This is a genomic window from Pseudomonas sp. TH32 (genome assembly GCF_016650855.1).
Classification (GTDB): Bacteria; Pseudomonadota; Gammaproteobacteria; order Pseudomonadales; family Pseudomonadaceae; genus Aquipseudomonas.
Map to the genome: position 1 here is coordinate 1,142,239 of NZ_JAEKFA010000002.1, position 25,067 is coordinate 1,167,305.

Here is a 25,067-nt window from a genome sequence, read left to right on the forward strand (position 1 = left end):
AAAAACAACAACAAGGAGTCACCCTATGAAACGTCGTCGTGGTATCCGTTCCCTGTGCTGCGCCGCTGTGGCGGTCTCCGCCGTCAGCCTCAGCAGCCTGTTGCTGGCTGCAGAACCGGTGAAGATCGGTTTTCTGGTCAAGCAGGCCGAAGAGCCCTGGTTCCAGACCGAATGGGCTTTCGCCGAAAAAGCCGGCAAGGACAAAGGCTTTGAAGTGATCAAGATCGCCGTGCCCGACGGCGAGAAAACCCTCTCGGCCATCGACAGCCTGGCCGCCAATGGTGCCAAGGGCTTTGTGATTTGCCCGCCGGACGTGTCCCTCGGCCCGGCCATCATGGCCAAGGCCAAAGCCAACGGCTTGAAAGTGATCGCCGTGGATGACCGTTTTGTCGATGCCAAGGGCAACTTCATGGAGGACGTGCCTTACCTGGGCATGGCTGCTTTTGAAGTCGGCGAGAAGCAGGGCAGCGCCATGGCCGCTGAAGCGAAAAAACGCGGCTGGGACTGGAAAGACACCTACGCGGTGATCAACACCTACAACGAACTCGACACCGGCAAAAAACGCACCGACGGTTCGGTCAAGTCCCTGAAAGCGGCGGGTATCCCGGACGACCACATTCTGTTCGCCGCCCTCAAGACCCTCGACGTCCCCGGCAGCATGGACGCTACCAACTCGGCGCTGGTGAAACTGCCCGGCGGCGCGAAAAACCTGATCATCGGCGGCATGAATGACAACACCGTGCTTGGCGGCGTGCGTGCGACTGAAAGTGCGGGCTTTGCCGCCGCCAATGTCATCGGTATCGGCATCAACGGCACCGACGCCATCGGCGAGTTGAAGAAAGCCAACAGCGGCTTCTTCGGTTCCATGCTGCCCAGCCCGCACATCGAGGGCTACAACACCGCGAGCATGATGTTCGAGTGGGTCACCACCGGTAAGGAACCCCCGAAGTACACGGCGATGGACGAGGTGACGCTGATCACCCGCGAGAACTTCAAGCAGGAGTTGGAAAAGATCGGTCTGTGGAACTGAAGACCGCTGGCGTTCCCCGGCGGCCCTGCTGACAGGGCTGCCTGACCTGTGTGAAGAGGTGCTTATGCACGCGCAACTGAAACAACCCGACAGTGCCGGCGCCAGCCTGTGCTTCAACGCCATCGGCAAGACGTTTCCCGGGGTCAAGGCGCTGGATGGCATCAGCTTCAGCGCCCACCCCGGACAGGTCCACGCCTTGATGGGCGAGAACGGCGCCGGCAAATCCACGCTGCTGAAAATCCTTGGCGGCGCGTACGTACCGAGCAGCGGCAGCGTGCAGATCGGCGCACACACCATGGCCTTCAAGTGCGCGGCGGACAGCATCGCCAATGGCGTCGCGGTGATCCACCAGGAGTTGCACCTGGTGCCGGAAATGAGCGTGGCCGAAAACCTGTTCCTCGGGCATTTGCCGGCCAGCTTTGGCTTGATCAATCGCAGTGCGTTGCGCCAGCAGGCGTTGGCGTGCCTCAAGGGCCTTGCGGATGAAATCGACCCCCAGGAGAAAGTCGGGCGGCTGTCCCTGGGCCAGCGCCAGTTGGTGGAAATCGCCAAGGCGCTGTCTCGTGGCGCTCATGTGATTGCCTTCGACGAACCCACCAGCAGCCTGTCGGCGCGGGAGATCGACCGCCTGATGGCAATCATCAGCCGCTTGCGGGACGAGGGCAAAGTGGTGCTGTACGTGTCCCATCGCATGGAAGAGGTGTTCCGTATCTGCAACGCGGTGACGGTGTTCAAGGACGGTCGCTACGTACGCACCTTCGAGGACATGAGCACGCTGACCCACGATCAGTTGGTGACCTGCATGGTCGGTCGCGACATTCAGGACATCTACGATTACCGCCCCCGCGCGCGGGGTGCGGTGGCGCTCAAGGTCACTGGCCTGCAGGGCCCGGGCTTGCGTGAGCCCGTGAGTTTCGAGGCCCACCAGGGCGAGATTCTCGGCCTGTTCGGGCTGGTGGGCGCCGGGCGCACCGAGTTGTTGCGGCTGCTGGGTGGCCTGGAGCGCACGACCGCAGGCGGCCTTGACCTGTGCGGCACGACCCTGCGCCTGCGCTCACCCCGTGACGCCATCGATGCCGGCATCTTGCTGTGCCCCGAGGACCGCAAGAAGGAGGGCATCGTGCCGCTGTCCAGCGTCGCCGAGAACATCAATATCAGCGCGCGCGGTGCACATTCGCGCTTTGGCTGGTTGTTGCGCGGCCGTTGGGAGAAGCACAACGCCTCCACGCAGATCAAGGCGCTCAAGGTCAAGACGCCCACGGCGGCGCAGAAAATCATGTACCTCTCCGGCGGCAATCAGCAGAAGGCCATTCTCGGTCGGTGGCTGTCGATGCCGATGAAAGTGCTGCTGCTGGACGAGCCCACCCGGGGCATCGACATCGGCGCCAAGGCCGAGATTTACCAGATCATCCACGACCTGGCGGCTCGCGGAATTGCGGTGATTGTGGTGTCCAGCGACCTGATGGAAGTGATGGGGATTTCCGACCGGATCCTGGTGCTGTGTGAAGGCGCAATGCGCGGCGAAATGCTGCGCGAACACGCGAATGAATCCAACCTGCTGCAAATGGCCCTGCCGCGCCAACGCGCCGACGGCCAGGGGAACTGACGAGGTGACTATGACAAGCCAAAACACTGCTTTGCCTACGGCGCGCAAGCCCCTGGACCTGCGCAGCCTGCTGGATAACTGGGCGATGCTGTTGGCAGCGGTGGGGATCTTCGTGCTCTGCACCTTGCTGATCGACAACTTCCTGTCGCCCCTCAACATGCGCGGCCTGGGGCTGGCGATCTCCACCACCGGGATTGCCGCGTGCACCATGCTGTATTGCCTGGCGTCCGGGCATTTCGACCTGTCAGTGGGCTCGGTGATTGCCTGCGCCGGGGTGGTAGCGGCGATCGTGATGCGCGACACCGACAGCGTTTTTCTGGGTATCGGCGCAGCGCTGCTGATGGGCCTGGTGGTGGGGTTGATCAACGGAATCGTGATCGCCAAGCTGCGGGTGAATGCGCTGATTACCACGCTGGCGACCATGCAGATCGTGCGCGGGCTGGCCTATATCTTTGCCAATGGCAAGGCGGTAGGTGTGTCCCAGGATTCGTTCTTTGTCTTTGGCAACGGCCAGTTGTTGGGTGTGCCGGTGCCGATCCTGATCACCATCGTGTGCTTCCTGTTCTTCGGCTGGCTGCTCAACTACACCACCTACGGGCGCAACACCATGGCCATCGGCGGCAACCCGGAAGCGGCGTTGCTGGCGGGTGTGAACGTGGATCGCACCAAGATCATCATCTTCGCCGTGCACGGCGTGATTGGCGCCCTGGCCGGCGTGATCCTGGCCTCGCGCATGACCTCCGGCCAGCCGATGATTGGCCAGGGTTTTGAGTTGACGGTGATTTCTGCCTGCGTGCTGGGCGGGGTGTCGTTGAGCGGCGGGGTTGGCATGATTCGCCATGTGATTGCCGGGGTGCTGATCCTGGCGATCATCGAGAATGCGATGAACCTGAAGAACATCGATACCTTCTACCAGTATGTGATCCGGGGCTCGATCCTGCTGCTGGCCGTGGTGATCGACCGCATGAAACAACGTTGATCCCTGTGGGAGCTGCCGCGCTGAAGCCCGGCAGCTCCCATCGGTTTACTCGGCGGAGAATTTCAGCACGGTGTTATGGGTGTAGGTCTGGCCAGGGTCGAGGCGGGTGGAAGGGAAGTTCGGCTGGTTGGGCGCGTCGGGGTAGTGCTGGGTTTCCAGGGTAAACGCGCTCCAGTGGGCGTAAGGCTTGCCACCCTTGCCCTTGAGCGAGCCGTCGAGGAAGTTGCTGGTATAGAACTGCACGCCCGGCTCGCTGGTATAGAGTTGCAAGCGGCGGCCGGACTGCGGGTCGCTCACCTCGACGGCCACTTTGCCCACATCGCCCTGGGTATCCAGCACCCAGTTGAAGTCAAAGCCTCCTTGTTTCGGTTCGGCGAATTTCAGCTGGGGATGATCGTCCTTGATGTGCTGGCCGATGGCGGTGGGTTTGAGAAAGTCCATCGGTGTACCGGCGACCGGGGCCAGCTCGCCGGTGGGAATCAAGGTGCTGTTGACCGGGGTGTAATGGCTGGCATGCAGGGTGGCCAGCTGTTTGAGCACGTCACCGTTACCGGCGCCGGCGAGGTTGAAGTAACTGTGGTTGGTGAGGTTCAGCACCGTGGGTTTGTCGGTGGTGGCCTTGTAGTCGATGTGCAGCTCGTTTTTGTCGTTCAGACTATAAGTGACGTCGACTTTAAGGTTGCCGGGAAACCCCATCTCGCCGTCCTTCGACAGGTAGCTCAAGGTCACGCCCACCGAGTCCTTTTGTTTGACGGGCTGGGCTTTCCACACGTGCTTGTCGAAGCCCTGGGCGCCGCCATGCAACGAGTTCGGCCCGTCGTTGAGGGGCACCTGGAAGTGCTTGCCGTCCAGTTCGAACGCGCCCTTGGCCAGGCGGTTGCCAAACCGGCCGATGGTCGCACCAAAGAACGCGGTGCCGGCCTGATAGCCCTGGACGTTATCGAAGCCCAGTACCACGTCGGCGAACTGACCGTGTTTGTCCGGTACCTTGAGCGACTGCAATACAGCGCCGTAGGTGATGACCGTGGCTTGCATGCCATGGCTGTTACGCAACACGTACTGCTCGACGGCGGTGCCGTCATTGGTTTTGCCGAAGGGTTTGTGTTCGCTGGACCGGCCAGCGGCATGAGCGCCAAGGCTGGCCATCGCCAGGGAGAGGCCGAGGCTGGTAAGCAGGAATCGGGATTGCCGCATGACGGAGCTACCTTTTATTGTTGTTGATTAAATAGTTCGACTATTTATTGTGTTTCGATCACATGCAGTGCTGATATATAGACATAAACGCGAAATTTGCAATATAAAATAAGACTAAATAGATCGGAGTGACCGTCACATGAACACTGAGAAACAGCCTGTAGCCCACGCGACGTACCCGGACCTGCGGGATAAAACCGTGTTGATTTCCGGTGGCGCCTCCGGGATTGGCGAGTCCATGGTGCGTGCCTTTGCACGCCAGGGCGCCAAGGTGGCGTTTGTGGACCGGGCACAAGGGCAGGGCGACCGGTTGGCGGCGATATTGTCGGCCGAGGGCCATGCCGTCGAATTCGCCCATTGCGACATCACCGACGAGATCGCCTACAAGGCCGCGATCGGGCGCCTTGCGCAAACCCTGGGGCCGATCAACGTGCTGGTGAACAATGCCGCCAACGACGTTCGGCACACCCTGGATCAAATCGACTCAGCGCTGTTCGACCAGCTGATTTCGGTCAACCTCAAGCACGCTTTTTTTGCCACCAGGGCCGTGGTACCGATGATGAAGGCCGCGGGAGGCGGGTCGATCATTAACCTGGGGTCCGTCGGCTGGATGATGGCCTCCAGCGGCTACCCGGTGTACGCCGCCAGCAAAGCCGCCGCCCACGGCATGACCCGCGCACTGGCACGGGAACTGGGGCCTGGACGGATCCGGGTCAATACCCTGGTGCCGGGTTGGGTGATGACCGAAAAGCAACTGGCGATGTGGGTGGACGATGCAGCCCGGGAACTGATCAGCCGCAGCCAGTGCCTGCCGGGCAGTGTGCAGCCTGAGCATATCGCCAACATGGCACTGTTTCTGGCGTCTGATGTGTCGGCGATGTGTTCGGCGCAGAATTTTATTGTGGATGGGGGTGGGTCTGAAACGCCGGTGCCAACCGTGATATCTAAGTTTCTCAAACGTCATCAACCATTTTTTTTCGGCGTGATACGCTAGCGTTACTTTTGAATTGGCACTGGTCGTTCCCGCGTATACGGCGACAGTGAGGAGTGAACATGTCGAAAATTTCCCACCAGGATCTACGGCGCTCGTTTCGCGAGTTGCTGGCCTCCCAACACTGCTTTCACACGGCCTCGGTATTTGACCCGATGTCGGCCAGGATCGCCTCGGACCTGGGCTTTGAAGTCGGTATCCTGGGAGGCTCGGTGGCGTCGCTGCAGGTCCTGGCTGCACCGGACTTCGCGCTGATTACCCTGAGTGAATTCGTCGAGCAGGCCACCCGGATCGGTCGGGTGGCGCAACTTCCAGTGATTGCCGACGCCGATCATGGCTACGGCAATGCGCTGAACGTGATGCGCACCGTCCAGGAACTGGAGCGTGCGGGCGTTTCGGCGCTGACGATTGAAGATACCTTGCTCCCCGCGCAGTTCGGGCGTAAATCCACCGACCTCATCAGCACCGAAGAGGGCGTGGGCAAGGTCAAGGCGGCGCTGGAGGCGCGGGTCGACTCGCAGCTTTCGATCATCGCCCGGACCAACGCCGCCGTGCTGCCGGTGGAAGACGTTATCCATCGCACCAAGGCGTATCAAGAGGCCGGTGCAGACGGTATCTGCATGGTGGGCATCCGTGACTTCGACCACCTTGAACAGATCGCTGAAGGCCTGACGGTGCCGCTGATGCTGGTGACCTACGCCAACCCGAACCTCAACGACAATGAACGCCTGGCGAAACTGGGCGTGCGGATCGTGGTGGCGGGCCACAGCGCCTACTTCGCCTCGATCAAGGCCACCTACGACAGCCTTCGCGAGCAGCGCAACCTTACGCGCAGCACGTCAAACCTGACGGCCAGCGAATTGACCCATACCTACACGTTCCCCGATACCTACGTGAACTGGGCCAAAGAGTTCATGGACGTTCAAGAGTGAAACCCTGCAGGAGCGAGCAAGCTCGCTCCTGCAGAGGCTCTAAGCTAATTCCATAAAATTATTTATTTTATTTTTTATAGATCAATATCATCTAACTGAGTTGACCCTTGGAGAGCCGGGAACCGCGCTGCTCAAGTCTTATCCGCTCAGGAATCTATAAAAATGAAAACGCTGAAACTGGCCCGGAATCTCTTCTCGGCTGTGGGCCTCGCTGTCCTTTCCCTAAGTGCTCAATCCGCTGAGCTGACCTTCGGCTACATCAACGGCATCGACCCGATCAAACGCGCGATTGCCGATGGCGAATATGAACAGGGCATTGGCCAGAAAATCGATTGGCGCGCATTCGATGCGGGCCCGGCCGTGTTGGCGGCCATGGCGTCCGGCGATGTACAGATCGGCAACCTGGGTTCTAGCCCGCTGGCCGCAGCAGCTTCGCGCAACATGCCGTTGGTGGCGTTCATTGTCAGCGCACAGATTCGCAGTTCCGAGGCTCTGGTGGTGCGCGACGGCAGCGGGATCAAGAACCCTGACGACCTGATCGGCAAAACCATCGCCGTGCCGTTTGTCTCGACCTCCCATTACAGCCTGCTGGGTGCGCTGAAGCACTGGAACCTGGACCCGCGCAAGGTCAACATCGTCAACCTGACACCGGCGCAAATCACCGCCGCCTGGGCCCGTGGCGATATCGACGGGGCATTTACCTGGTCGCCTGCCCTGGGTGAAATCCGCAAGACCGGCAAGATCCTGACCGACGCTGGCGAGGTTTCAAACTGGGGCGCGCCGACCTTTGAAGTGTGGGTCGCACGCAAGGATTTCGCCGAAAAGAACCCCAAGGTCGTGGCCGACTTTGCCAAGGTCAGCCTGGCAGCCATTGCCGATTATGCGGCGCATAAAAAGACTGGACCGCTGACTCTGCCCCTGTGAAGAGCATCGCCCGGCTCACCGGGGCCAACGCTGCGGACATTCCCGAACTGCTCGAAGGCTCTTCGTTCCCGACAGCCGCCGAACAGAAAAGCGCCCAATACCTCGCCGGCGGCACTGCCAAGGAAATCGCCAAGACCGCCGAATTTCTGAAGGAGCAGGGGAAAATCGAAAAGGTCCTGCCGGACTATTCAGCCTTTGTCAGCGACAAGTTCGTCGGAGAGTAATCATGGGCCAGACACTTCATCCCCTTGGCCCTGCCATCGGCGCCGAGGTTGAGGGGCTGGATATGTCCCGGCCTCTGACTGACCAACAGCGCTACTGGGTGGAGCAAGCACTGCTGCAGCATCAGGTGTTGTTCTTCCGTAACCAGGCCATTACCCCCGCGCAGCACGTAGCGTTTGCCGCGCGGTTTGGTGATTTGCACCGGCATCCTATTTATCCGCACGTTGATCAGCACCCGGAACTGCTGCTGATCGACACCGCCGTGACCGATGTACGCGACAACGCCATCTGGCATACCGACGTGACCTTCCTCACGGCGCCGGCGATGGGCTCCGTGCTGGCGGCCAGGCAAGTGCCGGCCTTCGGCGGGGATACGTTGTGGGCCAATGGCGTGGCGGCGTTCGAAGCGTTATCGGCCCCCCTCCGGCACCTGCTTGATGGCCTGACCGCTACCCACGAGTTGACCAAGTCCTTTCCCACCGAACGGTTTGGCACCACGCCCGAAGCATTGGAACGCTACGAAAAAGCCAGGAAGGATCACCCGCCGCTGTCACACCCGGTGGTCAGGACCCATCCCGCTACGGGTCGCAAGGCATTGTTTGTGAATGAAGGCTTCACCACGCGAATCAACGAGCTTGAGGCGGCAGAAAGCGAGGCGCTGCTGCGGCTGTTGTTCAGCCACGTGAGCCGCCCGGAATTTACCGTGCGTTGGCGGTGGAAGGCGAATGATGTAGCGTTTTGGGATAACCGCATTACCCAGCATTACGCGATTGATGATTACCGGCCGCAAAGGCGGGTGATGCACCGCGCGACGATTTTGGGTGACGTACCTTTTTGATGGAGGATCAGTCGATGGACCTGCCCCTGGTGATCAACCCGGACGACTATCTGGAAACCGAGTTCGGCAGGGAATTCACGCCTGAGCGAAATCGACAGGCATGGCAGCTCGCGTATGCGCGGTTGAGGCTCGTGCTCTCAGAAGCGTCAGAGGGCGCTCATGTGTATGTGGTCATGGGCGTGCAAGGGGCTGGCAAGTCGCGCTGGGTGTCGGAGAACCTTGAGCGATTGGGGCGCGGGGCGATCGTCTTTGATGCAGCCTTGCCGGCGCGGCGTCATCGGGAGGAGCTGCTTTCCATCATCAGGGAATATGCAATCCCGGTAACGGGCATCCTGGTGAGCGCACCCTTGGAGCTGGCGTTAGCGCGAAACGCACAACGCAGCGCTGACAAGAGGGTGCCGGAGGAGGCGTTGAAAAGCGTGTTCAATATGCTTGAGACGCCTAGTGAAGACGAAGGATTCGTATGGGTGCAAACCATTGAACAACAAGCTCCGCTGCCCACAACCCTGCAAACTGACCGGATGACCCTGGTTGCGCCTGATGTGGCGCTCGCTGAAAAACTCGCCGATGCGTTGAACGCCAGCTACGCACTGCACCGCCAGTTTCTAGTATGGAGCAAGCCGCACTGGACGCTGGAGGACGCGCAGGAAAGCTTGCAGCGGGCGAAAAAAGACTTCGATGAACCTGCCGGGGAGAAAAGGTATTTTCTGTTATCTCGCGACGATCCGCAGATATTGGTGGGCTGTATCGGCCTGCTGCCGCTGGCCGATGAGGTTCACAGCTTCGAAGTTGGCTATTGGGGCAATCAGGCTCACGCCGGCCTGGGGCTGATGAGGGAGGCTTTGGCTGCTCTGGTTTCGCAGTTGACCGGGCACACACTGCGTCTGACCACTTCCTCGGCGAACCTATCCAGCCAACGACTGGCTGAGGCTGCGGGATTTGAATGGGTGGAAACCCTTGAAGGCGCGCGTCGCTGCGAGTACTTCGGAGTGCGCGATACGCTGGTTTACCGCCGGATCGCAGGCTGACCCCTTTATTAACGGTACTCACACTCCCCACGCAGCAGCGAAAGCTGTACCAGGTCTTGGTGACTTCCGTTCCAGTAACCGGCCTGCCTCAGCGTGCCTTCACGCACGAACCCGGCTTTTTCAAGCAGGTTCAGCGACGGGGTGTTGTCGGGGTGGACCAATGCTTCGATCCTGTTGAGCGCCATGTGCTGGAACGCCCATTGAACGGCGGCCTAAACCGCCTCCGTCATGAGCCCGCGGCCTTGTGCCGATTGCGCTAATTCAAACCCGATGGCGCAGCTTCGCCACCCACGATTCCATTTGAAGAATCCACAGGTGCCGATCAGCGCTGCCGTGGCGGTGTCCTCAATCCCCCAGCGAACCCCGGATTGGCCGAGGTGCGCCAACTGGCAAACAGCTCGATCAATTGCTCCGCTTGCCGAGGCTCGGTCAGCGGATCGGTGCCGAACCACTTCATCGCCTCCGCATCGCCATGAATCGCAAACAGCACCGCTGCGTCCTGCGGTGTCAGTTCCCTGAGCCGCAGGCGTTCGGTTTTGATGAGGGGGAAGTCGGACACGGTGGGCGTCACCTTTTGGAAAAACGATCCCTACGGTGTGTTGTCCGGCGCAAAAAATCAATCAGGCGGGAGGCAAACACACTCTCCTGATCAACCGAGATCCAATGTGGGAGCTGTCGAGCCCCACATTGGTCCGAGCGATCAGTCCTCGCGTTTGACCACCAACGTCAAGATGTCATAACTGGCCACCAACTCACCCAACTGGTTGGTCACCTCCACATCCCACGCCACCACGCCCTGGGGAATGCCCTGCGGGCTCTTCTTGCCCTGGTCGATCTTGCGTTTACACGTCAGTCGCGCCTGGATGGTGTCGCCAATGCCCACCGGGTTGATAAAGCGCAGGGTGTCGAGCCCGTAGTTCGCCAACACCGGGCCCGGCGCCGGGGACACAAACAGACCGGCCGCCGCCGACAGCACAAAGTAACCGTGGGCGATGCGCTTGCCGAACTGCGATTCCTTGGCCGCGATGTCGTCGAAGTGCATGTAGAAGTGGTCGCCCGACAGGCAGCCAAAGTTCACCAGGTCGGCCTCGGTGACGGTGCGGCGGTGGGTCAGCAGCGATTCGCCGATCTGCAGGTCCTGGAAGAACCGGCGGAACGGGTGCACTTCGGTCTCGATGACCTTGGCGCCGCGCACGTATTCGCCGGTGACGGCCGCCAGCATGGTCGGCGAGCCCTGGACCGCCGCGCGTTGCAGGTAGTGTTTCACCGCGCGCAGGCCGCCGAGCTCTTCGCCGCCACCGGCGCGCCCCGGGCCGCCGTGTTTGAGCTGGGGCAGGGGGAACCGTGACCGGTGGACTCGGCGGCGGATTCGCGGTCGAGCACCAGCAGGCGGCCGTGCCAGGCGGCTGCCACCGGGATGGCTTTGGCGGCAATCTGCGGGTCTTTGGTGATCAGGCTGGCGACGAGGCTGCCTTTGCCGCGTGCGGCCAGGGCGAGGGCTTCGTCCAGGTCGTCGTAGGCCATCAGGGTGCTGACCGGGCCGAAGGCCTCGATGTCGTGGGCGCCACCCTCAGCGTGCGGGTCGCGTGCCTGCAGCAGGGTCGGGGCGAAGAACGCGCCCTGGCGAACGTTTTCACCGCGCGGCTCAAACCCGTCGCGGGCGCCGAACAGCATGTCGCTGCTCTGCAACAGGCTTTCCAGGCGCTCGGCCACGTCTTTCTGTTGATCGTGGGAGGCAAGCGCGCCCATGCGCACGCCTTCCACCGACGGGTCGCCCACCACGACTTTTTTCAGGCGGTCCCGCAGGCGAGTGGCAACCGCATCGACGTGTTTGGCCGGCACGATGGCGCGGCGAATGGCGGTGCATTTCTGCCCGGCCTTGGTGGTCATTTCCCGGGCGACTTCCTTGATGAACAGCTCGAATTCTTCGTCGTCCGGGGTGACGTCGGGAGCGAGGATCGCGCAGTTCAGCGAGTCGGCCTCGGCGTTGAACGGCACCGAGTTGCGGATCAGGTTCGGGTTGACCCGCAGCTTGGCCGCGGTGTCGGCGGAGCCGGTGAAGGTCACCACGTCCTGGCCTTGCAGGCGGTCGAGCAGGTCGCCGGTGCTGCCGATCACCAGTTGCAGGCTGCCCGGTGGCAGCAGGCCGGATTCGTCCATCAGGCGCACCACGGCTTCGGTCAGGTAGCTGGTGGCGCTGGCCGGCTTGACGATGCACGGCATACCCGCCAGAAAGCTCGGGGCGAATTTTTCCAGCATGCCCCAGATCGGGAAGTTGAACGCGTTGATGTGCACCACCAGGCCGCCACGGGGCACCAGGATGTGCGTACCGGCGAAACTCCCCAGCTTGCTCAACTGCATTGCCGGGCCTTCGTGGACGATATTGCCCGACGGCAATTCCCGCGAACCGAGGCTGGCGTAGGTGAACAGCGTGCTGTTGCCGCCTTCGATATCGATCCAGCTGTCGGCACGGGTCGCGCCGCTGTGGTGGGAGAGGGCGTAGAGCTGCTCTTTGCGCTCGCTCAGGTACAGGGCTATAGCCTTGAGGCGCTGGGCCCGTTGCTGGAAGTCCAGGGCCATCAGCCCGCTGACACCCTGGCGGCGCCCGTGCTCGATGGCTTCGGCGAAGTCCGGACGTTCTTCATGAGTGCGCGCCAGTTCGTGGCCGTCGATGGCGCTGCGCAGCACCTGGGCGCCGTGTTGGCCGATCCAGCGGCCAGCGATAAAACTTTGCAGGGTAGGGGCGTGAGGCATCACGATTCCTCCGGGTTGGATAAAGAGAGTTAGTGTTTGCTGGCGCCTGCGGCACCAATGCCGGTCATGGAGCGAATGAACTGCGCCAGGTAGCGGCCGCGCTCAATGGCGGCGCGGGGCGAACGGTCGGTGACGGAAAAGGCCCAGGCGCTGAAAAACGCCAGGCTCATGGAGAACAGGGCCGGGTTGGAGTACGGGAACAGTGCCTTTTCGTAATGCAGCACGTTGACCCACACCGCCGGGCTCAGCACCAGCAGCACGATGGCCGAGACCAGCCCCGCCAGGCTGCCGGTCACCGCGCCACGGGTGGTCAGGCCCTTCCAGTACATCGAGAGGAACAGCACCGGGAAATTCACCGAGGCGGCGATTGCCAGTACCAGGCCGGACAGGAACGCAATGTTCTGCGACTCAAACAGCAGGCCGAGGATGATCGCCAACACGCCGATGCACAGCGTGGCGATGCGCGACACGCGGATTTCCTGCTGCTCGCTGGCCTGGCCCTTGCGGATCACGCAGGCATACAGGTCGTGGGACACCGCCGATGCGCCGGACAACGCCAGCCCGGCCACCACCGCCAGGATGGTCGCGAAGGCCACCGCTGAAATGAACCCGAGGAACAGGTTGCCACCCACGGCCTGGGCGAGGTGCACGGCGATCATGTTGCCGCCGCCGATGATTGCGCCATTGGCATCGCGAAAGCTTGGATCGGTGCCCACCATGACGATGGCACCGAAGCCGACGATGATCAGCAGCAGGTAGAAGTAGCCAATGAAACCGGTGGCGTAGAACACGCTTTTGCGCGCTTCCTTGGCATCGCTGACGGTAAAGAAGCGCATCAGGATATGCGGCAGCCCGGCGGTGCCGAACATCATGCCCAGGCCCAGGGAAATCGCATCGATCGGGTTCGACAGCAAGCCGCCCGGCGCCATGATCGCGTTGCCCTTGGCATGCACGGCGGTGGCCCCGGCGAACATCGCTTCGGTGCTGAAACCAAAGTGCTTGAGCACCATGAATGCCATGAAGGTGGTGCCGAACAGCAGCATTACCGCTTTGATGATCTGCACCCACGTGGTCGCGAGCATGCCGCCGAAGGTCACGTAGAACACCATCAGCACGCCCACCAGCATTACCGCATACAGGTAGTCGATGCCGAACAGCAGCTCGATCAGCTTGCCGGCACCAACCATCTGCGCCACCAGGTACATCAGTGCCACGGTCAGGGTGCCGAAGGCCGAGGTCAGGCGCACCGGCGTTTGCTCCAGCCGGTAGGACACCACATCGGCAAAGGTGTATTTGCCCAGGTTGCGCAGGCGTTCGGCGATCAGGAACAGGATGATCGGCCAGCCGGCCAACACACCCAGGGCGTAGAGCAGACCGTCATAGCCGTTGAGGAACATCATCGCCGAGATGCCGAGGAATGACGCGGCGGAGATCATGTCGCCGGCAATCGCCAGGCCATTCTGGAACCCGCTCATGCCACCGCCGGCGGTGTAGAAGTCGCTGGCGGAGCGGGTGCGCAGGGCGGCCCAACGGGTGACGCCAAGGGTGAACAGCACGAACACCAGGAACATGCCGATGGCGTTCCAGTTCAATGGCCGGGACGCGCCATCGGCGGCCACCGCCAAGTCCGTGGCCAACGCCAAAGGCAGGAGAAACCATGCCACCAGCCGGCTCATGCTGCGCACTCCTGCTTGAGTTTGTCGTTCAGCGGGTCGATCACATGATTGGCGCGGTACACATAAAAGCCGGTCAGCGCGAACGCCAGCAGCACAATCACCACACCCACCAACATGCCCACGGTGGTCACGCCGCCGCTCAACGACTGCCCGAGGGTGGCCGGGGAGAACGCCACCAACAGCACAAATCCGAAATAGATCACCAGCATGATCAGCGACAGCGACCAGTACAGGTTCTGTTTGCGGCGTACCAACTGGATGAAATCGGGATGTCGACGGATGCGTTCGATATCGTCGGGGGTCATGACGGTGTGCTCCTTTTTATTGTTGTGGTTGTGGTGTTGCGGCACGCGTTACAGCTGATCGAAATCCAGTACCACCTTGTCGCTGACCGGGAACGCCTGGCACGACAGCACATAGCCGGCGGCTACTTCGTAGTCTTCCAGGGCGTGGTTGCTGTCCATCTCCACTTCGCCTTCGATCACCTTGCATTTGCAGGTGGAGCACACGCCGGCCTTGCACGAATACGGCAGCTCGGCGCCCTGGGCGTTGCCCGCGTCAAGAATGCTCTGGCTGTTGCGCGGCAGGTCGAAGGCCAGGGCGCGGCCATCGCTGATCACGGTGATCTGGCTGACCGCCGCATCCACTTGCCGCGCCGCTTCACGCGCCTCGCGTTTGTGCTGGCTGCCGGCGGCGGCGAACAGTTCGAAGTGAATGCGCTCGGGCGCCATGCCCTTGGCCTTGAGGCTGTCGCGCACGGTTTCGGTCATTTCCTGGGGGCCGCAGATAAAAGCCGCGTCGAGGGCTTTTACGTCGAGCCAGCGGGAGAACAGTTGCTCGCATTTGTCGGCGTTGATGCGGCCGTTGTAGAGGTCCACGTCCTGCTGCTCGCGGCTGAACACGAAGATCAGGTTCAGGCGCTGCAAGTAGCGGTTCTTCAGGTCTTCGAGCTGTTCGCGAAACAGCGCTCCCGAGCTGGAACGGTTGCCGTACAGCAGCGTCACGCGGCTATGGGGCTCGGTTTGCAGGGTGGTCTTGATGATCGACAGGATCGGCGTGATGCCGCTCCCGGCCGCCACCGCCAAGTAATTGCCATGGCGCGCGGGATCAAGCTCCACATGGAAATGCCCGGCGGGCGGCATCACTTCCAGGCTTTGCCCGGCCTTGAGCTGCTCATTGGCAAACGCCGAAAACCGCCCACCGGCCACGCGCTTGATGGCGATGCGCAGTTCACCGTCATTGACGCCGGTGCAGATCGAATAGGAGCGGCGCACTTCCTCGCCATCCAGTCGGGTGCGCATCACCAGGTGCTGGCCCTGGGTGAAGTGGAAACTGTCTTGCAGGTGCTGCGGAATCTCGAAGGCGATGGACACCGCGTCACGGGTCTCGTTGCGCACATCCTTGATGGTCAGGCTGTGAAATTTGCTCATTGTTGTTCTCCAACCAAGCGGGCCACTGGCCCCTCAGATGCACTTGAAATAGTCGAACGGTTCGAGGCAGTCGCGGCAGCGGTGCAGCGCCTTGCAGGCGGTGGAGCCGAATTCGCTGAGCACTTCGGTGTGAGAGCTGCCGCATTGCGGGCAGGCAATCACCGGGCTTTCGCCGAGCAGGCTGCGCTTGCTGCTACTGCCTTGGGGCGGTGCGATGCCATAGGCCCGCAAGCGTTCGCGGCCACTGTGGGTGATCCAGTCGGTGGTCCAGGCCGGGGTCAACTTGCGTTCCAGTTGCGGCGCACGAAAACCCGCTTGCTCCAGGGCATCGCGGATATCGCCCTCGATCACCTCAGTGGCCGGGCAGCCGGAGTAGGTCGGCGTGACCACCACGTGCAGATGGCCGGCCTGCCAGTCCAGGTCGCGCACTATCCCCAGGTCGACCACGCTCACCACCGGCACTTCCGGGTCCATGACCTGGGCGAGGGTGGCCCACGCGGCGGCCAGGTCGGTGGGTTGCGCCGGCCGTGCGCCCTGGTCGCTGGCGATCAGCTCACCAGGTTGCATCGGGGTACGCTCGGGGCAGGAATTGCATTTCCGCCAGCAAAATCCCCAGGTGCTCGCTGTGCAAGCCACGGCGGGCGTCCAGGTAGAAGTAGCTCGCGGCAGGCGGCAGGGGCAGGGTGGCGCTGGTGAAGACCTCGCTGACTTTGGCCTGCCACGCTGCGCCGACCTGGGCGGAGTCCGGCGTGATGCCGGCGGCGCTCAGGCGCTGTTCACTGTCGTCGGCGCTGGTCAGTTCCACGGTGAAGCGCCACAGCTCGGGGATCGCCGCGAGCATGCGCGTGTGGCTTTCGTCGGTGCCGTCTCCCAGGCGCTCCACCCATTCGCCGGAGCGGCGCAGGTGATAGGTGACTTCCTTGACAGCCTTGGCGGCGATGCCGGCGATACGTTCGTCACTGGATTGGGCCAGGCCGCTCAACACCGGCAAGTGCCAGGCGTCATACAGGAATTGCTTGAGGATGGTCACCGCGTAGTCGCCGTTGGGTTGTTCCACCAGCAGCAGGTTGCGATAGGCGCGCTCGTCCCGGCGGAAGGCCAGGTGATCGGCGTCGCGCCCGTCGTCCAGCAACTCGGCGGCGTACTCCAGCCAATTGCGCGCCTGGCCCACCAGGTCGAGGCCGACGTTCATCAGCGCCAACTCTTCTTCCAGCGCCGGCGCGTGGCCGCACCACTGGCACAGGCGCTGGCCCTGGATCAGGGCGCTGTCGCCGAGGCGCAGCAGGTATTTGATCAGATCGGTTTCAGTGTTCATGGTCGACCTCACATGTGTCCGACTTCAGCCGGCAACTCATAGAAGCTGGCGTGGCGGTAGACCTTGTCGTCGGCGGGGTCGAACAGCGGGTCTTTCTCGTCCGGCGACGAAGCGGTGATCAGCGCCGAAGGCACCACCCACAGGCTCACGCCTTCACTGCGCCGGGTGTACAACTCCCGGGCGTTTTCGATAGCCATGGTGGTGTCGGCGGCATGCACGCTGCCCACATGCTTGTGATTCAGGCCGTGCTTGCTGCGCACGAAAACTTCAAACAGGGTCCATTCAGACATAACGGTGACTCCACATCAGGTGGCCGATCAGGCGGCGTTCTTGTTCTGTTTTTTGCGGGCGTGGGCGACGGCGGCTTCGCGCACCCAGGCACCGTCTTCAATGGCTTTGCGGCGGGTGGCGACGCGTTCCTGGTTGCACGGGCCATTGCCCTTGAGCACCTCGTAGAACTCGCTCCACTGAATCTCGCCGAAATCGTAATGGCCGCGCTCGGCGTTCCACTTCAGGTCCGGGTCGGGGCAGGTGCAGCCCAGCAACTCCAACTGCGGGATGGTCTGGTCGATAAAGCGCTGGCGCAGCTCGTCGTTGCTCTGGCGCTTGATCTTCCAGGCCATGGACTGGGCGCTGTTGGGGGAGTGTTCGTCGCTGGGGCCGAACATCATCAGCGACGGCCACCACAGGCGGTTGATCGCGTCCTGGACCATGTCTTTTTGCGCCTGTGTGCCCTGGCGCATCATGGTCAGCAGCAGCTCATAGCCCTGGCGCTGGTGAAAACTTTCTTCCTTGCAGATGCGCACCATGGCCCGGGAGTAGGGGCCGTAGGAGGTGCGCTGCAGCACCACCTGGTTGACGATCGCGGCGCCGTCTACCAGCCAGCCCACTGCGCCCATGTCGGCCCAGTTCAGGGTTGGGTAGTTGAAGATGCTGGAGTACTTGGCCTTGCCGCTGTGGAGCTTGGCGATTTCTTCGTCGCGGTCGGCGCCCAGGGTTTCCATGGCGCTGTACAGGTACAGGCCGTGGCCGGCTTCGTCCTGGATCTTGGCCATCAGTTGCAGTTTGCGTTTGAGGGTAGGGGCGCGGGTGACCCAGTTGCCTTCGGGCAGCATGCCGACGATTTCCGAGTGGGCGTGCTGGGAGATCTGGCGGATCAGGGTTTGACGGTAGGCGTCGGGCATCCAGTTCTTGGCTTCGATCTTGATTTCGGCGTCGATCTTTTCCTGGAAGGCGCGCTCCTGGTCGGACATCTCCGAGAGGTCCTTGATGCGCTTTACTCCGGTTTCTACAAGCTGTGCGTACATGGGGGGTCTCCCGCCTTGTGTTTTGTCGTAGGCATGGAAGACTTTATAAGCGATACGGAAATTAATATCAAACACAAAATTTAGTGTCGGTATTGGGTTTTGTATCGCTTTGGGTGGGGGTATATCCGTTTCTTCGGTAACGGCTTCCTATGGTTTCGCTCTTACAGCGACTCACTTTGGAAAAGCCCCAAAGTAAGCAAAGGGCTCTGCCCCGCCTGTCGGCACCTCGCCTAGGCTCGGTGTTCCCTCACTCCGGCATTGCTCCGCGGGCCGCCGCGACGGGGCGTCCCTGCCCCGTCGCGGCTAAACCGGCGTCCTGCCGGTTTACCCGCTCCTCAATCCCTGCGTTCGGCCTCGGGCTTATTGGGGCAGTCAGAGCCAGATCAAGATCAAAATCTACAGCACAGCGGCCTACAGGCCGGCTTGAGTGGTAGAAGCCAGATCAAAAGCCAAAGCGAAAGCAGAGCTGCTTTTCTGTAGGAGCTGGCTTGCCTGCGATGCAGACAACTCGGTCTCTCAGGTACACCGAGGTGAGGCCATCGCAGGCAAGCCAGCTCCCACATTTGACCGTGCCCGCTGTAGATTTTGATCTTGATGTTGCCTTTGCTTCACACCACTCAAGCCGGCCTGTAGGCCGCTGTGCTGTTGATCTGCTTTTGATCTTGATCTTAGGCGCCCCGTTAAACCACGCTGGCCGAACGCAGGTAGTACGGAGCGGGTAAACCGGCAGGACGCCGGTTTAGCCGCGACGGGGCAGGGACGCCCCGTCGCGGCGGCCCGCGGAGTAGTACCGGAGTGAGGGCACACCGAGCCTAGGCGAGGTGCCGAGTGGTGGGGCAAGAGCGTTTTGCTTACTTTTGACTGGGCCGGCATTCCGGCTGTTCAAAAGTGAGCCGCTGTAAGAGCGGAACCATAGGCGGCCGTTGCCCGGATAACGGATATGTACACCACCCAAACGAGCAAAAAAAAGCCCCACAAAGGCGGGGCTGAAAAGGTGCAGCAGTCATGCTTTAGGGCGTCTGTCCATCACGTGGCAAGCCTTGCCCTCAGACCGCTTGATCGAATGCAGTGGCTGCAAAACGATACGCGAGCTGATCCCGATATACGTCTTGATGTGCTTGCTCAACTCACTGGACACCGCTCGCTGCTGCTCATCATTGAGATGCTGATGCTCAGCCTTGAGCTCCACATGCACATCCACGCTGTCCAGGTTCCCATTACGATACAGATGAATCTCATAACACTCGGAAAGCTGTTTTACTTTAAGCACCTGCTCCTCAATCTGCGTGGGAAACACGTTAACCCCGCGAATGATCAGCATGTCGTCACTGCGCCCGGTGATCTTGTCGATACGCCGCATCGGCCGCGCAGTCCCCGGCAGCAACCGCGTCAGGTCCCGGGTGCGATAGCGAATCATCGGCAACGCCTCCTTGCTCAAGGACGTAAACACCAGCTCACCCATCTGCCCATCCGGCAACACCTCACCGGTCACCGGGTCAATGATTTCGGGGTAGAAATGGTCCTCCCAGATCGTCGGCCCATCCTTGGTCTCCGCACACTCCATCGCCACCCCCGGCCCCATGATTTCCGAGAGCCCGTAGATATCCAGCGCCGTAATCCCCAGCCGCGCCTCAATAGCGCTGCGCAGCTCGGCAGTCCACGGCTCGGCACCGAAGATCCCCAACCGCAATGCCAGCTTGTGGGGATCAATCCCCTGGCGCTCGATTTCATCGGCGATGTTGAGCATGTAGGAGGGTGTGACCATGATGATGTCCGGCTGGAAATCCTTGATCAGTTGCACCTGTTTTTCAGTCTGCCCGCCGGACATCGGAATCACCGTGCAACCCAGGCGTTCCGCGCCGTAGTGGGCGCCGAGGCCGCCGGTGAACAGCCCGTAGCCATAGGAGATATGTACCTTGTCACCTCGTCGGCCACCGGCGGCGCGGATCGAGCGGGCCACCACATTGGCCCAGGTGTCGATGTCGTTCTGGGTGTAACCCACCACCGTCGGCTTGCCGGTGGTGCCGCTGGAGGCGTGCAGGCGCACCACCTCGTTCATCGGCACGGCAAACATGCCGTAGGGGTAGCTGTCCCGCAGGTCGCTCTTGGTGGTGAACGGGAATCTGGCCAGGTCGTCCAGTGACTTGATGTCGTCGGGGTGCACCCCCAGCGCGTCGAAACGCTGACGGTACAACGGCACATTCTGGTAGGCGTGGCGCAGGCTCCAGCGCAGGCGCTCCAGTTGATGGGCGCGCAGTTGGTCGACGCTGGCGGTTTCCAGCGGGTCCAGCACAGGGTTAAGCACGGCGTTTGGAATAGGCATGTTCATGAGTTCACTCGAATTATTTTTGTGTATCAGCCCACCGCACACCGTGGGCTTTGAGTGCATGCCCCAAGGATACCGCTAGGTTCCCCGGGAATCGCGAATCTTTAGTCGGACAACCGCTCGATGATCAGTGCGATGCCCTGGCCCACGCCGATGCACATGGTGCACAAGGCGTAGCGGCCGCCACGTTCTTCCAGTTCATGCAGGGCAGTGGTCACCAGCCGTGCGCCGCTCATCCCCAGCGGATGGCCGAGGGCGATGGCGCCGCCGTTGGGGTTGACCCGTGGGTCGTTGTCCCCCAGGCCCAGCTCCCGCAGCACCGCCAAACCCTGGGCGGCGAAGGCTTCGTTGAGTTCGATCACGTCCATGTCCGCCAGGCTCAGGTTGGCCAGCTCCAGCACCTTGCGGGTCGCCGGCACCGGGCCGATGCCCATGATCCGTGGCTCCACGCCGGCAGTGGCCATTGCCACCACCCGGCCGCGGGCGACCAGGCCGTGACGCTTGGCAACTTCGGCGCTGGCCAGCAGCAGGGCGCAGGCGCCGTCGTTGACCCCGGACGCGTTGCCGGCGGTGATGCTGCCGCCTTCACGGAACGGCGTGCCAAGTTTCTGCAGTTGCTCAAGGGTGGTGTCGCCGCGCGGGTGTTCGTCGTGTTCCACCACCCTGGCCGGGCCTTTGCGCTGGGGGATTTCCACCGCGACGATTTCCCTGGCCAGGCGCCCGCTGGCCTGGGCCGCCGCTGCACGTTGCTGGCTGCGCAGGGCAAATGCATCCTGGTCGGCGCGGGAGATATTGAACTGCTCGGCGACGTTTTCGGCGGTCTCCGGCATCGAGTCGATCCCGTAGGCTTTTTTCATCAGCGGGTTGACGAAGCGCCAGCCGATGGTGGTGTCGTACAGTTGCGCGTCGCGGGCAAACGCCTGCTCGGCCTTGCCCATTACCAGCGGCGCACGGGACATCGATTCGACGCCGCCCACCAGCATCAATCCTGCCTCGCCACAGCGAATCGCCCGGGCCGCGCTGCCGATGGCGTCCAGCCCCGAGCCGCACAAACGGTTGAGGGTGGTGCCCGGCACGCTCACCGGCAACCCGGCCAGCAGTGCCGACATGCGGGCCACGTTGCGGTTGTCCTCACCGGCCTGGTTGGCGCAGCCGTAGATCACATCGTCGACGCGGCTCCAGTCCACTTGCGGGTGGCGGCGCAGCAGTTCACGCAGCGGCACCGCACCGAGGTCGTCGGCGCGCACGCTGCTCAAGGCGCCGGCGTAGCGGCCGATCGGGGTGCGTACCGCGTCGATGATCAAGGCGTCATTCATTCGGATTCTCCTGCGCCAGCACCGTGCCGCGCACTTTGTAGGATTTGCCATGGAACAGCGCAATCAGCTGGCCCGGTTGGTTTTCGATACGGACGTCGTAGTTGCCGGTGCGCCCCGAGCGGCTTTGCTCGCGACAGTCGGCACTCAAGGTGTCGCCCAGGTGCGCCGGAGCGATGTAGTCGATGCTGCAGCCCAGCGCCACGGTGGCGTCGTTGTAGCTGTTGCAGGCCAGGGCAAAGGCCGAGTCCGCCAGCGCAAACAGATAGCCGCCGTGGCAGGTGCCGTGGCCCTGGATCATGTCGGCGCGCACGCTCATGCCCAGTCGCGCGCAGCCCGGCGCCACCGAGAGCAGGCGCATGCCCATGCCCTGGCTCGCGGCGTCGCGGCTGAACATCGCCTGGGCACATTGGTTCGCCAGGTTCATGGCTTCATGGTTGGTCATGCCGTGCGCTCCCTTAGCGGCCCTTGAAGCTCGGGCTGCGTTTTTCCATGAAGGCGGCGACGCCTTCGCGGTAATCCTCGCTGCGCCCGGCCAGGCGTTGCAGGTCGCGCTCCAGCTCCAGCTGTTCGTCAAAGCTGTTGCTCAGGCTGGCATTCAGGCTGCGCTTGATCAGCGCCAGGCCGTAGGTCGGTTGGGTGGCCAGGTGGCGGGCGAGGGTCAGGGCTTCGTTGCGCAATTCGGCGTCGTCCACGCAGCGGTAAATCAGGCCCCATTGCTCGGCTTGTTCGGCGCTCAGGCGGTTGCCCAGCAAGGCCAGCGCCTTGGCCCGGGCCATGCCCACCAGGCGCGGCAGGGTCCAGGTGCCGCCGGAGTCGGGGATCAGGCCGATCTTGCAGAACGCTTGAATGAAATTCGCCGAGCGCGCGGCCAGCACCAGGCCGCAGGCCAGGGGGATATTGGCGCCGGCCCCGGCCGCCACGCCGTTCACCGCGCAGATCACCGGCAGGGGCAGGTCGCGCAGTTGGCGGATCAGCGGGTTGTAGAACTTCTCGATGGACTCCCCCAGGTCCGGCACCGCACTGCCGGGCGCCACGTTGCGGTCGCTGAGGTCTTGCCCGGCGCAAAAGCCGCGCCCTTCGCCAGTCAGCAGCAATACCCGCACGTCGGGATTCTCCCGGACCTGCTGCAGCGCTTGCTGAACCTCGCCGTGCATCTGTGCGTTGAAGCTGTTGAGCTGGTCGGGGCGATTGAGGCTGAGCAGGGCGACGCCGGCCTCGATGGAAAACAGGATGTGTTCGAAGTTCATGGTCGTGAGGCCCTCACGGTGCACGCTCGGCGGTCAGCCGGCTCATTATTGGATCGGCCTGGTCGGCCGGTTTTGCCGGAGTATAGCTTTAACGTGATACATAAATGCAATGATAAAATTGATTTGGTGTGTCTTGTTTTGCGATTGGTAAAAATTGATATCCCGCGATATCGGTCTGTGAGCAGCTGATAAATCCCATATTTCATTGGCTTAAACCTGATTTTTAAACGCGTCGCGCACGGTCGCCTCGGCGGTCATCTCAAGCGATACGCTTTTTCGGCTTTGTGCTTGTAAAAATGATGTGATACAAAATAAGCCAAGATCGGCATCGCTTTGCGAATACGCCCTATAAGGAATTCTTCATGACCTGCTACAGCCTCGACGGCCTGACTCCGGTGGTCGACCCCACGGCCTACGTTCACCCCTCGGCCGTACTGATCGGCGACGTGATCATCGGCCCCCATTGCTATGTGGGGCCGCTGGCGAGTTTGCGTGGCGACTTCGGGCGCATCGTCCTTGAAGAGGGTGCCAACCTGCAGGACACCTGCGTGATGCACGGCTTCCCGGACAGTGACACCGTCGTCGAGCGCAACGGCCATATCGGCCACGGCGCAGTGCTGCACGGTTGCCGGATCGGCACCGATGCATTGGTGGGCATGAATGCGGTGGTGATGGACAACGCGCGCATTGGCGCTCGCTCGTTCGTCTCGGCGGCGGCCTTTGTCAAAGCCGGTTTCGAATGCCCCGAGCAGTCGTTGGTGATGGGCACACCGGCCAGCGTCAAGCGCAGCCTCAGCGACGAAGAGGTGCACTGGAAGCAAACCGGCACCCGCGAATACCAGCGCCTGGCCCAGCGTTGCCTGGAGCAGATGCACGAGTGCGACCCCCTGAGCGCACCGGAAGCCGACCGGCCACGGATCAGCGACAGCGGCCTGCGACCCAAGGGCACATGAATCGCCTGCATCCCGACGCCGCTAAAAACGGTATATTTTCTCTTTTTGCCTCGGTACGCCCATGTCGTCACTGACACCCCTGAACCAACTGATCACCCGCTTCCAGGAGCAGACGCCGATTCGCGCCAGCTCCCTGATCATCACCTTGTACGGGGACGCCATCGAGCCCCACGGCGGGACGGTGTGGCTGGGCAGCCTGATCCAGTTGCTCGAACCCATCGGCATCAATGAACGGCTGATCCGCACCTCGATCTTCCGCCTGACCAAGGAAGGCTGGCTGACCGCCGAGAAAGTCGGGCGCCGCAGCTACTACAGCCTGACCGGTGCCGGGCGTCGACGTTTCGACAAGGCCTTCAAGCGGGTCTACAGCTCCAGCGTGCCGGCGTGGGATGGTTCGTGGTGCCTGGTGATGCTCACACAGCTGACCCAGGACAAGCGCAAACAGGTGCGTGAAGAGCTGGAGTGGCAAGGTTTTGGTGCGATTGCCCCGACCGTGCTGGCCTGCCCGCGCAGCGACCGCGCCGACGTCAACGCCACGTTGCTCGACCTCGGTGCCCAGGAAGACACCATCGTCTTCGAGACCACGGCGCAGGATGTACTGGCGTCCAAGGCCCTGCGGGTGCAGGTGCGCGAGAGCTGGAACATCGAGGAGCTGGCGGCCCATTACAGCGAGTTCATCCAACTGTTCCGACCGCTCTGGCAAGCGCTTCGCGAGCAGGAGCAGCTTGCGCCTGCCGACTGTTTCCTGGCACGGGTCCTGCTTATTCATGAATACCGCAAACTGCTGCTGCGCGACCCGCAATTGCCCGATGAATTGCTCCCCGGCGATTGGGAAGGCCGCGCCGCCCGCCAGTTGTGCCGCAATATTTACCGGTTGATCTACGCCAAGGCCGAGGAATGGCTGAACAGCGCGCTGGAAACTGCCGACGGCCCGTTGCCGGACGTTGGCGAGAGTTTTTACCGGCGGTTCGGAGGCCTGAAATAAGGAGCGACGCTGTT

Annotated in this window: 20 protein-coding genes and 4 pseudogenes; 10 read left to right on the forward strand and 14 right to left on the reverse strand. The window is 62.1% G+C overall.

Annotated elements, in window-relative coordinates; genetic code table 11:
* Positions 1–25 precede the first annotated feature (25 nt).
* From JFV30_RS08975 to araH, 3 genes are all read left to right on the forward strand, one after another.
* A complete protein-coding gene (locus JFV30_RS08975) occupies positions 26–1,030 on the forward strand; it encodes a substrate-binding domain-containing protein (RefSeq protein WP_201123147.1) in 1,005 nt (334 codons plus the stop codon).
* Positions 1,031–1,094: 64 nt separating this feature from the next.
* On the forward strand, positions 1,095–2,636 hold the full coding sequence (araG, locus tag JFV30_RS08980) for an L-arabinose ABC transporter ATP-binding protein AraG (RefSeq protein ID WP_201123149.1): 1,542 nt from the start codon (positions 1,095–1,097) through the stop codon (positions 2,634–2,636).
* Positions 2,637–2,646: 10 nt separating this feature from the next.
* Positions 2,647–3,615 (forward strand): L-arabinose ABC transporter permease AraH, encoded by a 969-nt coding sequence (araH, locus tag JFV30_RS08985; RefSeq protein WP_169387952.1) that lies wholly within the window; start codon positions 2,647–2,649, stop codon positions 3,613–3,615.
* A gap of 45 nt (positions 3,616–3,660) precedes the next feature.
* On the opposite strand, the gene JFV30_RS08990 is transcribed toward araH, so the two are convergent.
* On the reverse strand, positions 3,661–4,809 hold the full coding sequence (locus tag JFV30_RS08990) for an aldose epimerase family protein (protein WP_201123151.1): 1,149 nt from the start codon (positions 4,807–4,809) through the stop codon (positions 3,661–3,663).
* Between the two features lie 139 nt (positions 4,810–4,948).
* Here JFV30_RS08990 and JFV30_RS08995 point away from each other — a divergent pair.
* From JFV30_RS08995 to JFV30_RS09015, 5 genes and pseudogenes are all read left to right on the forward strand, one after another.
* A pseudogene (locus JFV30_RS08995) lies at positions 4,949–5,722 on the forward strand (SDR family NAD(P)-dependent oxidoreductase); the annotation flags it as partial.
* A 140-nt stretch (positions 5,723–5,862) separates the two neighbouring features.
* The gene (locus tag JFV30_RS09000; RefSeq protein WP_201123152.1) at positions 5,863–6,732 is read left to right on the forward strand and encodes an isocitrate lyase/PEP mutase family protein; all 870 of its coding nucleotides are present in this window, start codon (positions 5,863–5,865) and stop codon (positions 6,730–6,732) included.
* Between the two features lie 162 nt (positions 6,733–6,894).
* Positions 6,895–7,880 (forward strand): annotated as a pseudogene (tauA, locus tag JFV30_RS09005) (taurine ABC transporter substrate-binding protein).
* Between the two features lie 2 nt (positions 7,881–7,882).
* On the forward strand, positions 7,883–8,716 hold the full coding sequence (gene tauD / locus JFV30_RS09010; RefSeq protein WP_201123153.1) for a taurine dioxygenase: 834 nt from the start codon (positions 7,883–7,885) through the stop codon (positions 8,714–8,716).
* Between the two features lie 14 nt (positions 8,717–8,730).
* The gene (locus tag JFV30_RS09015) at positions 8,731–9,744 is read left to right on the forward strand and encodes a GNAT family N-acetyltransferase (protein ID WP_201123154.1); all 1,014 of its coding nucleotides are present in this window, start codon (positions 8,731–8,733) and stop codon (positions 9,742–9,744) included.
* 8 nt (positions 9,745–9,752) lie between these two features.
* Here JFV30_RS09015 and JFV30_RS09020 read toward each other — a convergent pair.
* The 13 genes and pseudogenes from JFV30_RS09020 to paaG all read right to left on the reverse strand — a co-directional run bounded on the left by JFV30_RS09020 (position 9,753) and on the right by paaG (position 23,115).
* Positions 9,753–10,315: pseudogene (locus JFV30_RS09020) on the reverse strand (GNAT family N-acetyltransferase).
* 129 nt (positions 10,316–10,444) lie between these two features.
* Positions 10,445–12,498 (reverse strand): annotated as a pseudogene (gene paaZ, locus JFV30_RS09025) (phenylacetic acid degradation bifunctional protein PaaZ).
* Between the two features lie 29 nt (positions 12,499–12,527).
* Positions 12,528–14,174 carry a cation acetate symporter gene (locus JFV30_RS09030; protein WP_201123161.1) on the reverse strand — a complete coding sequence of 549 codons (1,647 nt, stop codon included), beginning with the start codon at positions 14,172–14,174 and terminating at the stop codon, positions 12,528–12,530.
* The gene (locus tag JFV30_RS09035) at positions 14,171–14,479 is read right to left on the reverse strand and encodes a DUF485 domain-containing protein (protein WP_010173637.1); all 309 of its coding nucleotides are present in this window, start codon (positions 14,477–14,479) and stop codon (positions 14,171–14,173) included. The genes JFV30_RS09030 and JFV30_RS09035 overlap by 4 nt, the downstream gene beginning before the upstream one ends.
* Positions 14,480–14,527: 48 nt before the next feature.
* Positions 14,528–15,604, reverse strand: coding sequence for a 1,2-phenylacetyl-CoA epoxidase subunit PaaE (gene paaE, locus JFV30_RS09040; RefSeq protein WP_201123163.1), 1,077 nt, complete (start codon positions 15,602–15,604; stop codon positions 14,528–14,530).
* 33 nt (positions 15,605–15,637) lie between these two features.
* Positions 15,638–16,171, reverse strand: a complete 534-nt coding sequence (gene paaD, locus JFV30_RS09045) for a 1,2-phenylacetyl-CoA epoxidase subunit PaaD (RefSeq protein WP_201123164.1) — start codon at positions 16,169–16,171, stop codon at positions 15,638–15,640.
* Positions 16,158–16,919 (reverse strand): 1,2-phenylacetyl-CoA epoxidase subunit PaaC, encoded by a 762-nt coding sequence (paaC, locus tag JFV30_RS09050; RefSeq protein WP_201123166.1) that lies wholly within the window; start codon positions 16,917–16,919, stop codon positions 16,158–16,160. The genes paaD and paaC overlap by 14 nt, the downstream gene beginning before the upstream one ends.
* An 8-nt stretch (positions 16,920–16,927) precedes the next feature.
* Positions 16,928–17,209, reverse strand: coding sequence for a 1,2-phenylacetyl-CoA epoxidase subunit PaaB (gene paaB, locus JFV30_RS09055; RefSeq protein ID WP_003208899.1), 282 nt, complete (start codon positions 17,207–17,209; stop codon positions 16,928–16,930).
* Between the two features lie 27 nt (positions 17,210–17,236).
* Positions 17,237–18,226 (reverse strand): 1,2-phenylacetyl-CoA epoxidase subunit PaaA, encoded by a 990-nt coding sequence (gene paaA, locus JFV30_RS09060; protein WP_003208897.1) that lies wholly within the window; start codon positions 18,224–18,226, stop codon positions 17,237–17,239.
* A gap of 1,003 nt (positions 18,227–19,229) precedes the next feature.
* Entirely contained in the window at positions 19,230–20,555 is a 1,326-nt protein-coding gene (gene paaK / locus JFV30_RS09065) for a phenylacetate--CoA ligase PaaK (protein WP_010173628.1), read from the reverse strand.
* 101 nt (positions 20,556–20,656) lie between these two features.
* A complete protein-coding gene (gene pcaF / locus JFV30_RS09070; RefSeq protein ID WP_201123168.1) occupies positions 20,657–21,868 on the reverse strand; it encodes a 3-oxoadipyl-CoA thiolase in 1,212 nt (403 codons plus the stop codon).
* A complete protein-coding gene (gene paaI, locus JFV30_RS09075) occupies positions 21,861–22,310 on the reverse strand; it encodes a hydroxyphenylacetyl-CoA thioesterase PaaI (protein ID WP_201123169.1) in 450 nt (149 codons plus the stop codon). Before paaI ends, pcaF begins: the two co-directional genes overlap by 8 nt.
* Before the next feature lie 13 nt (positions 22,311–22,323).
* Entirely contained in the window at positions 22,324–23,115 is a 792-nt protein-coding gene (paaG, locus tag JFV30_RS09080; protein WP_201123171.1) for a 2-(1,2-epoxy-1,2-dihydrophenyl)acetyl-CoA isomerase PaaG, read from the reverse strand.
* 362 nt (positions 23,116–23,477) lie between these two features.
* Here paaG and paaY point away from each other — a divergent pair, with 362 nt between their 5' ends.
* Complete coding sequence (gene paaY, locus JFV30_RS09085; protein WP_201123173.1) at positions 23,478–24,068, forward strand: phenylacetic acid degradation protein PaaY; 591 nt, start codon at positions 23,478–23,480, stop codon at positions 24,066–24,068.
* Positions 24,069–24,129: 61 nt separating this feature from the next.
* Positions 24,130–25,053, forward strand: a complete 924-nt coding sequence (paaX, locus tag JFV30_RS09090; protein WP_010173615.1) for a phenylacetic acid degradation operon negative regulatory protein PaaX — start codon at positions 24,130–24,132, stop codon at positions 25,051–25,053.
* The last annotated feature ends 14 nt before the right edge of the window (positions 25,054–25,067 follow it).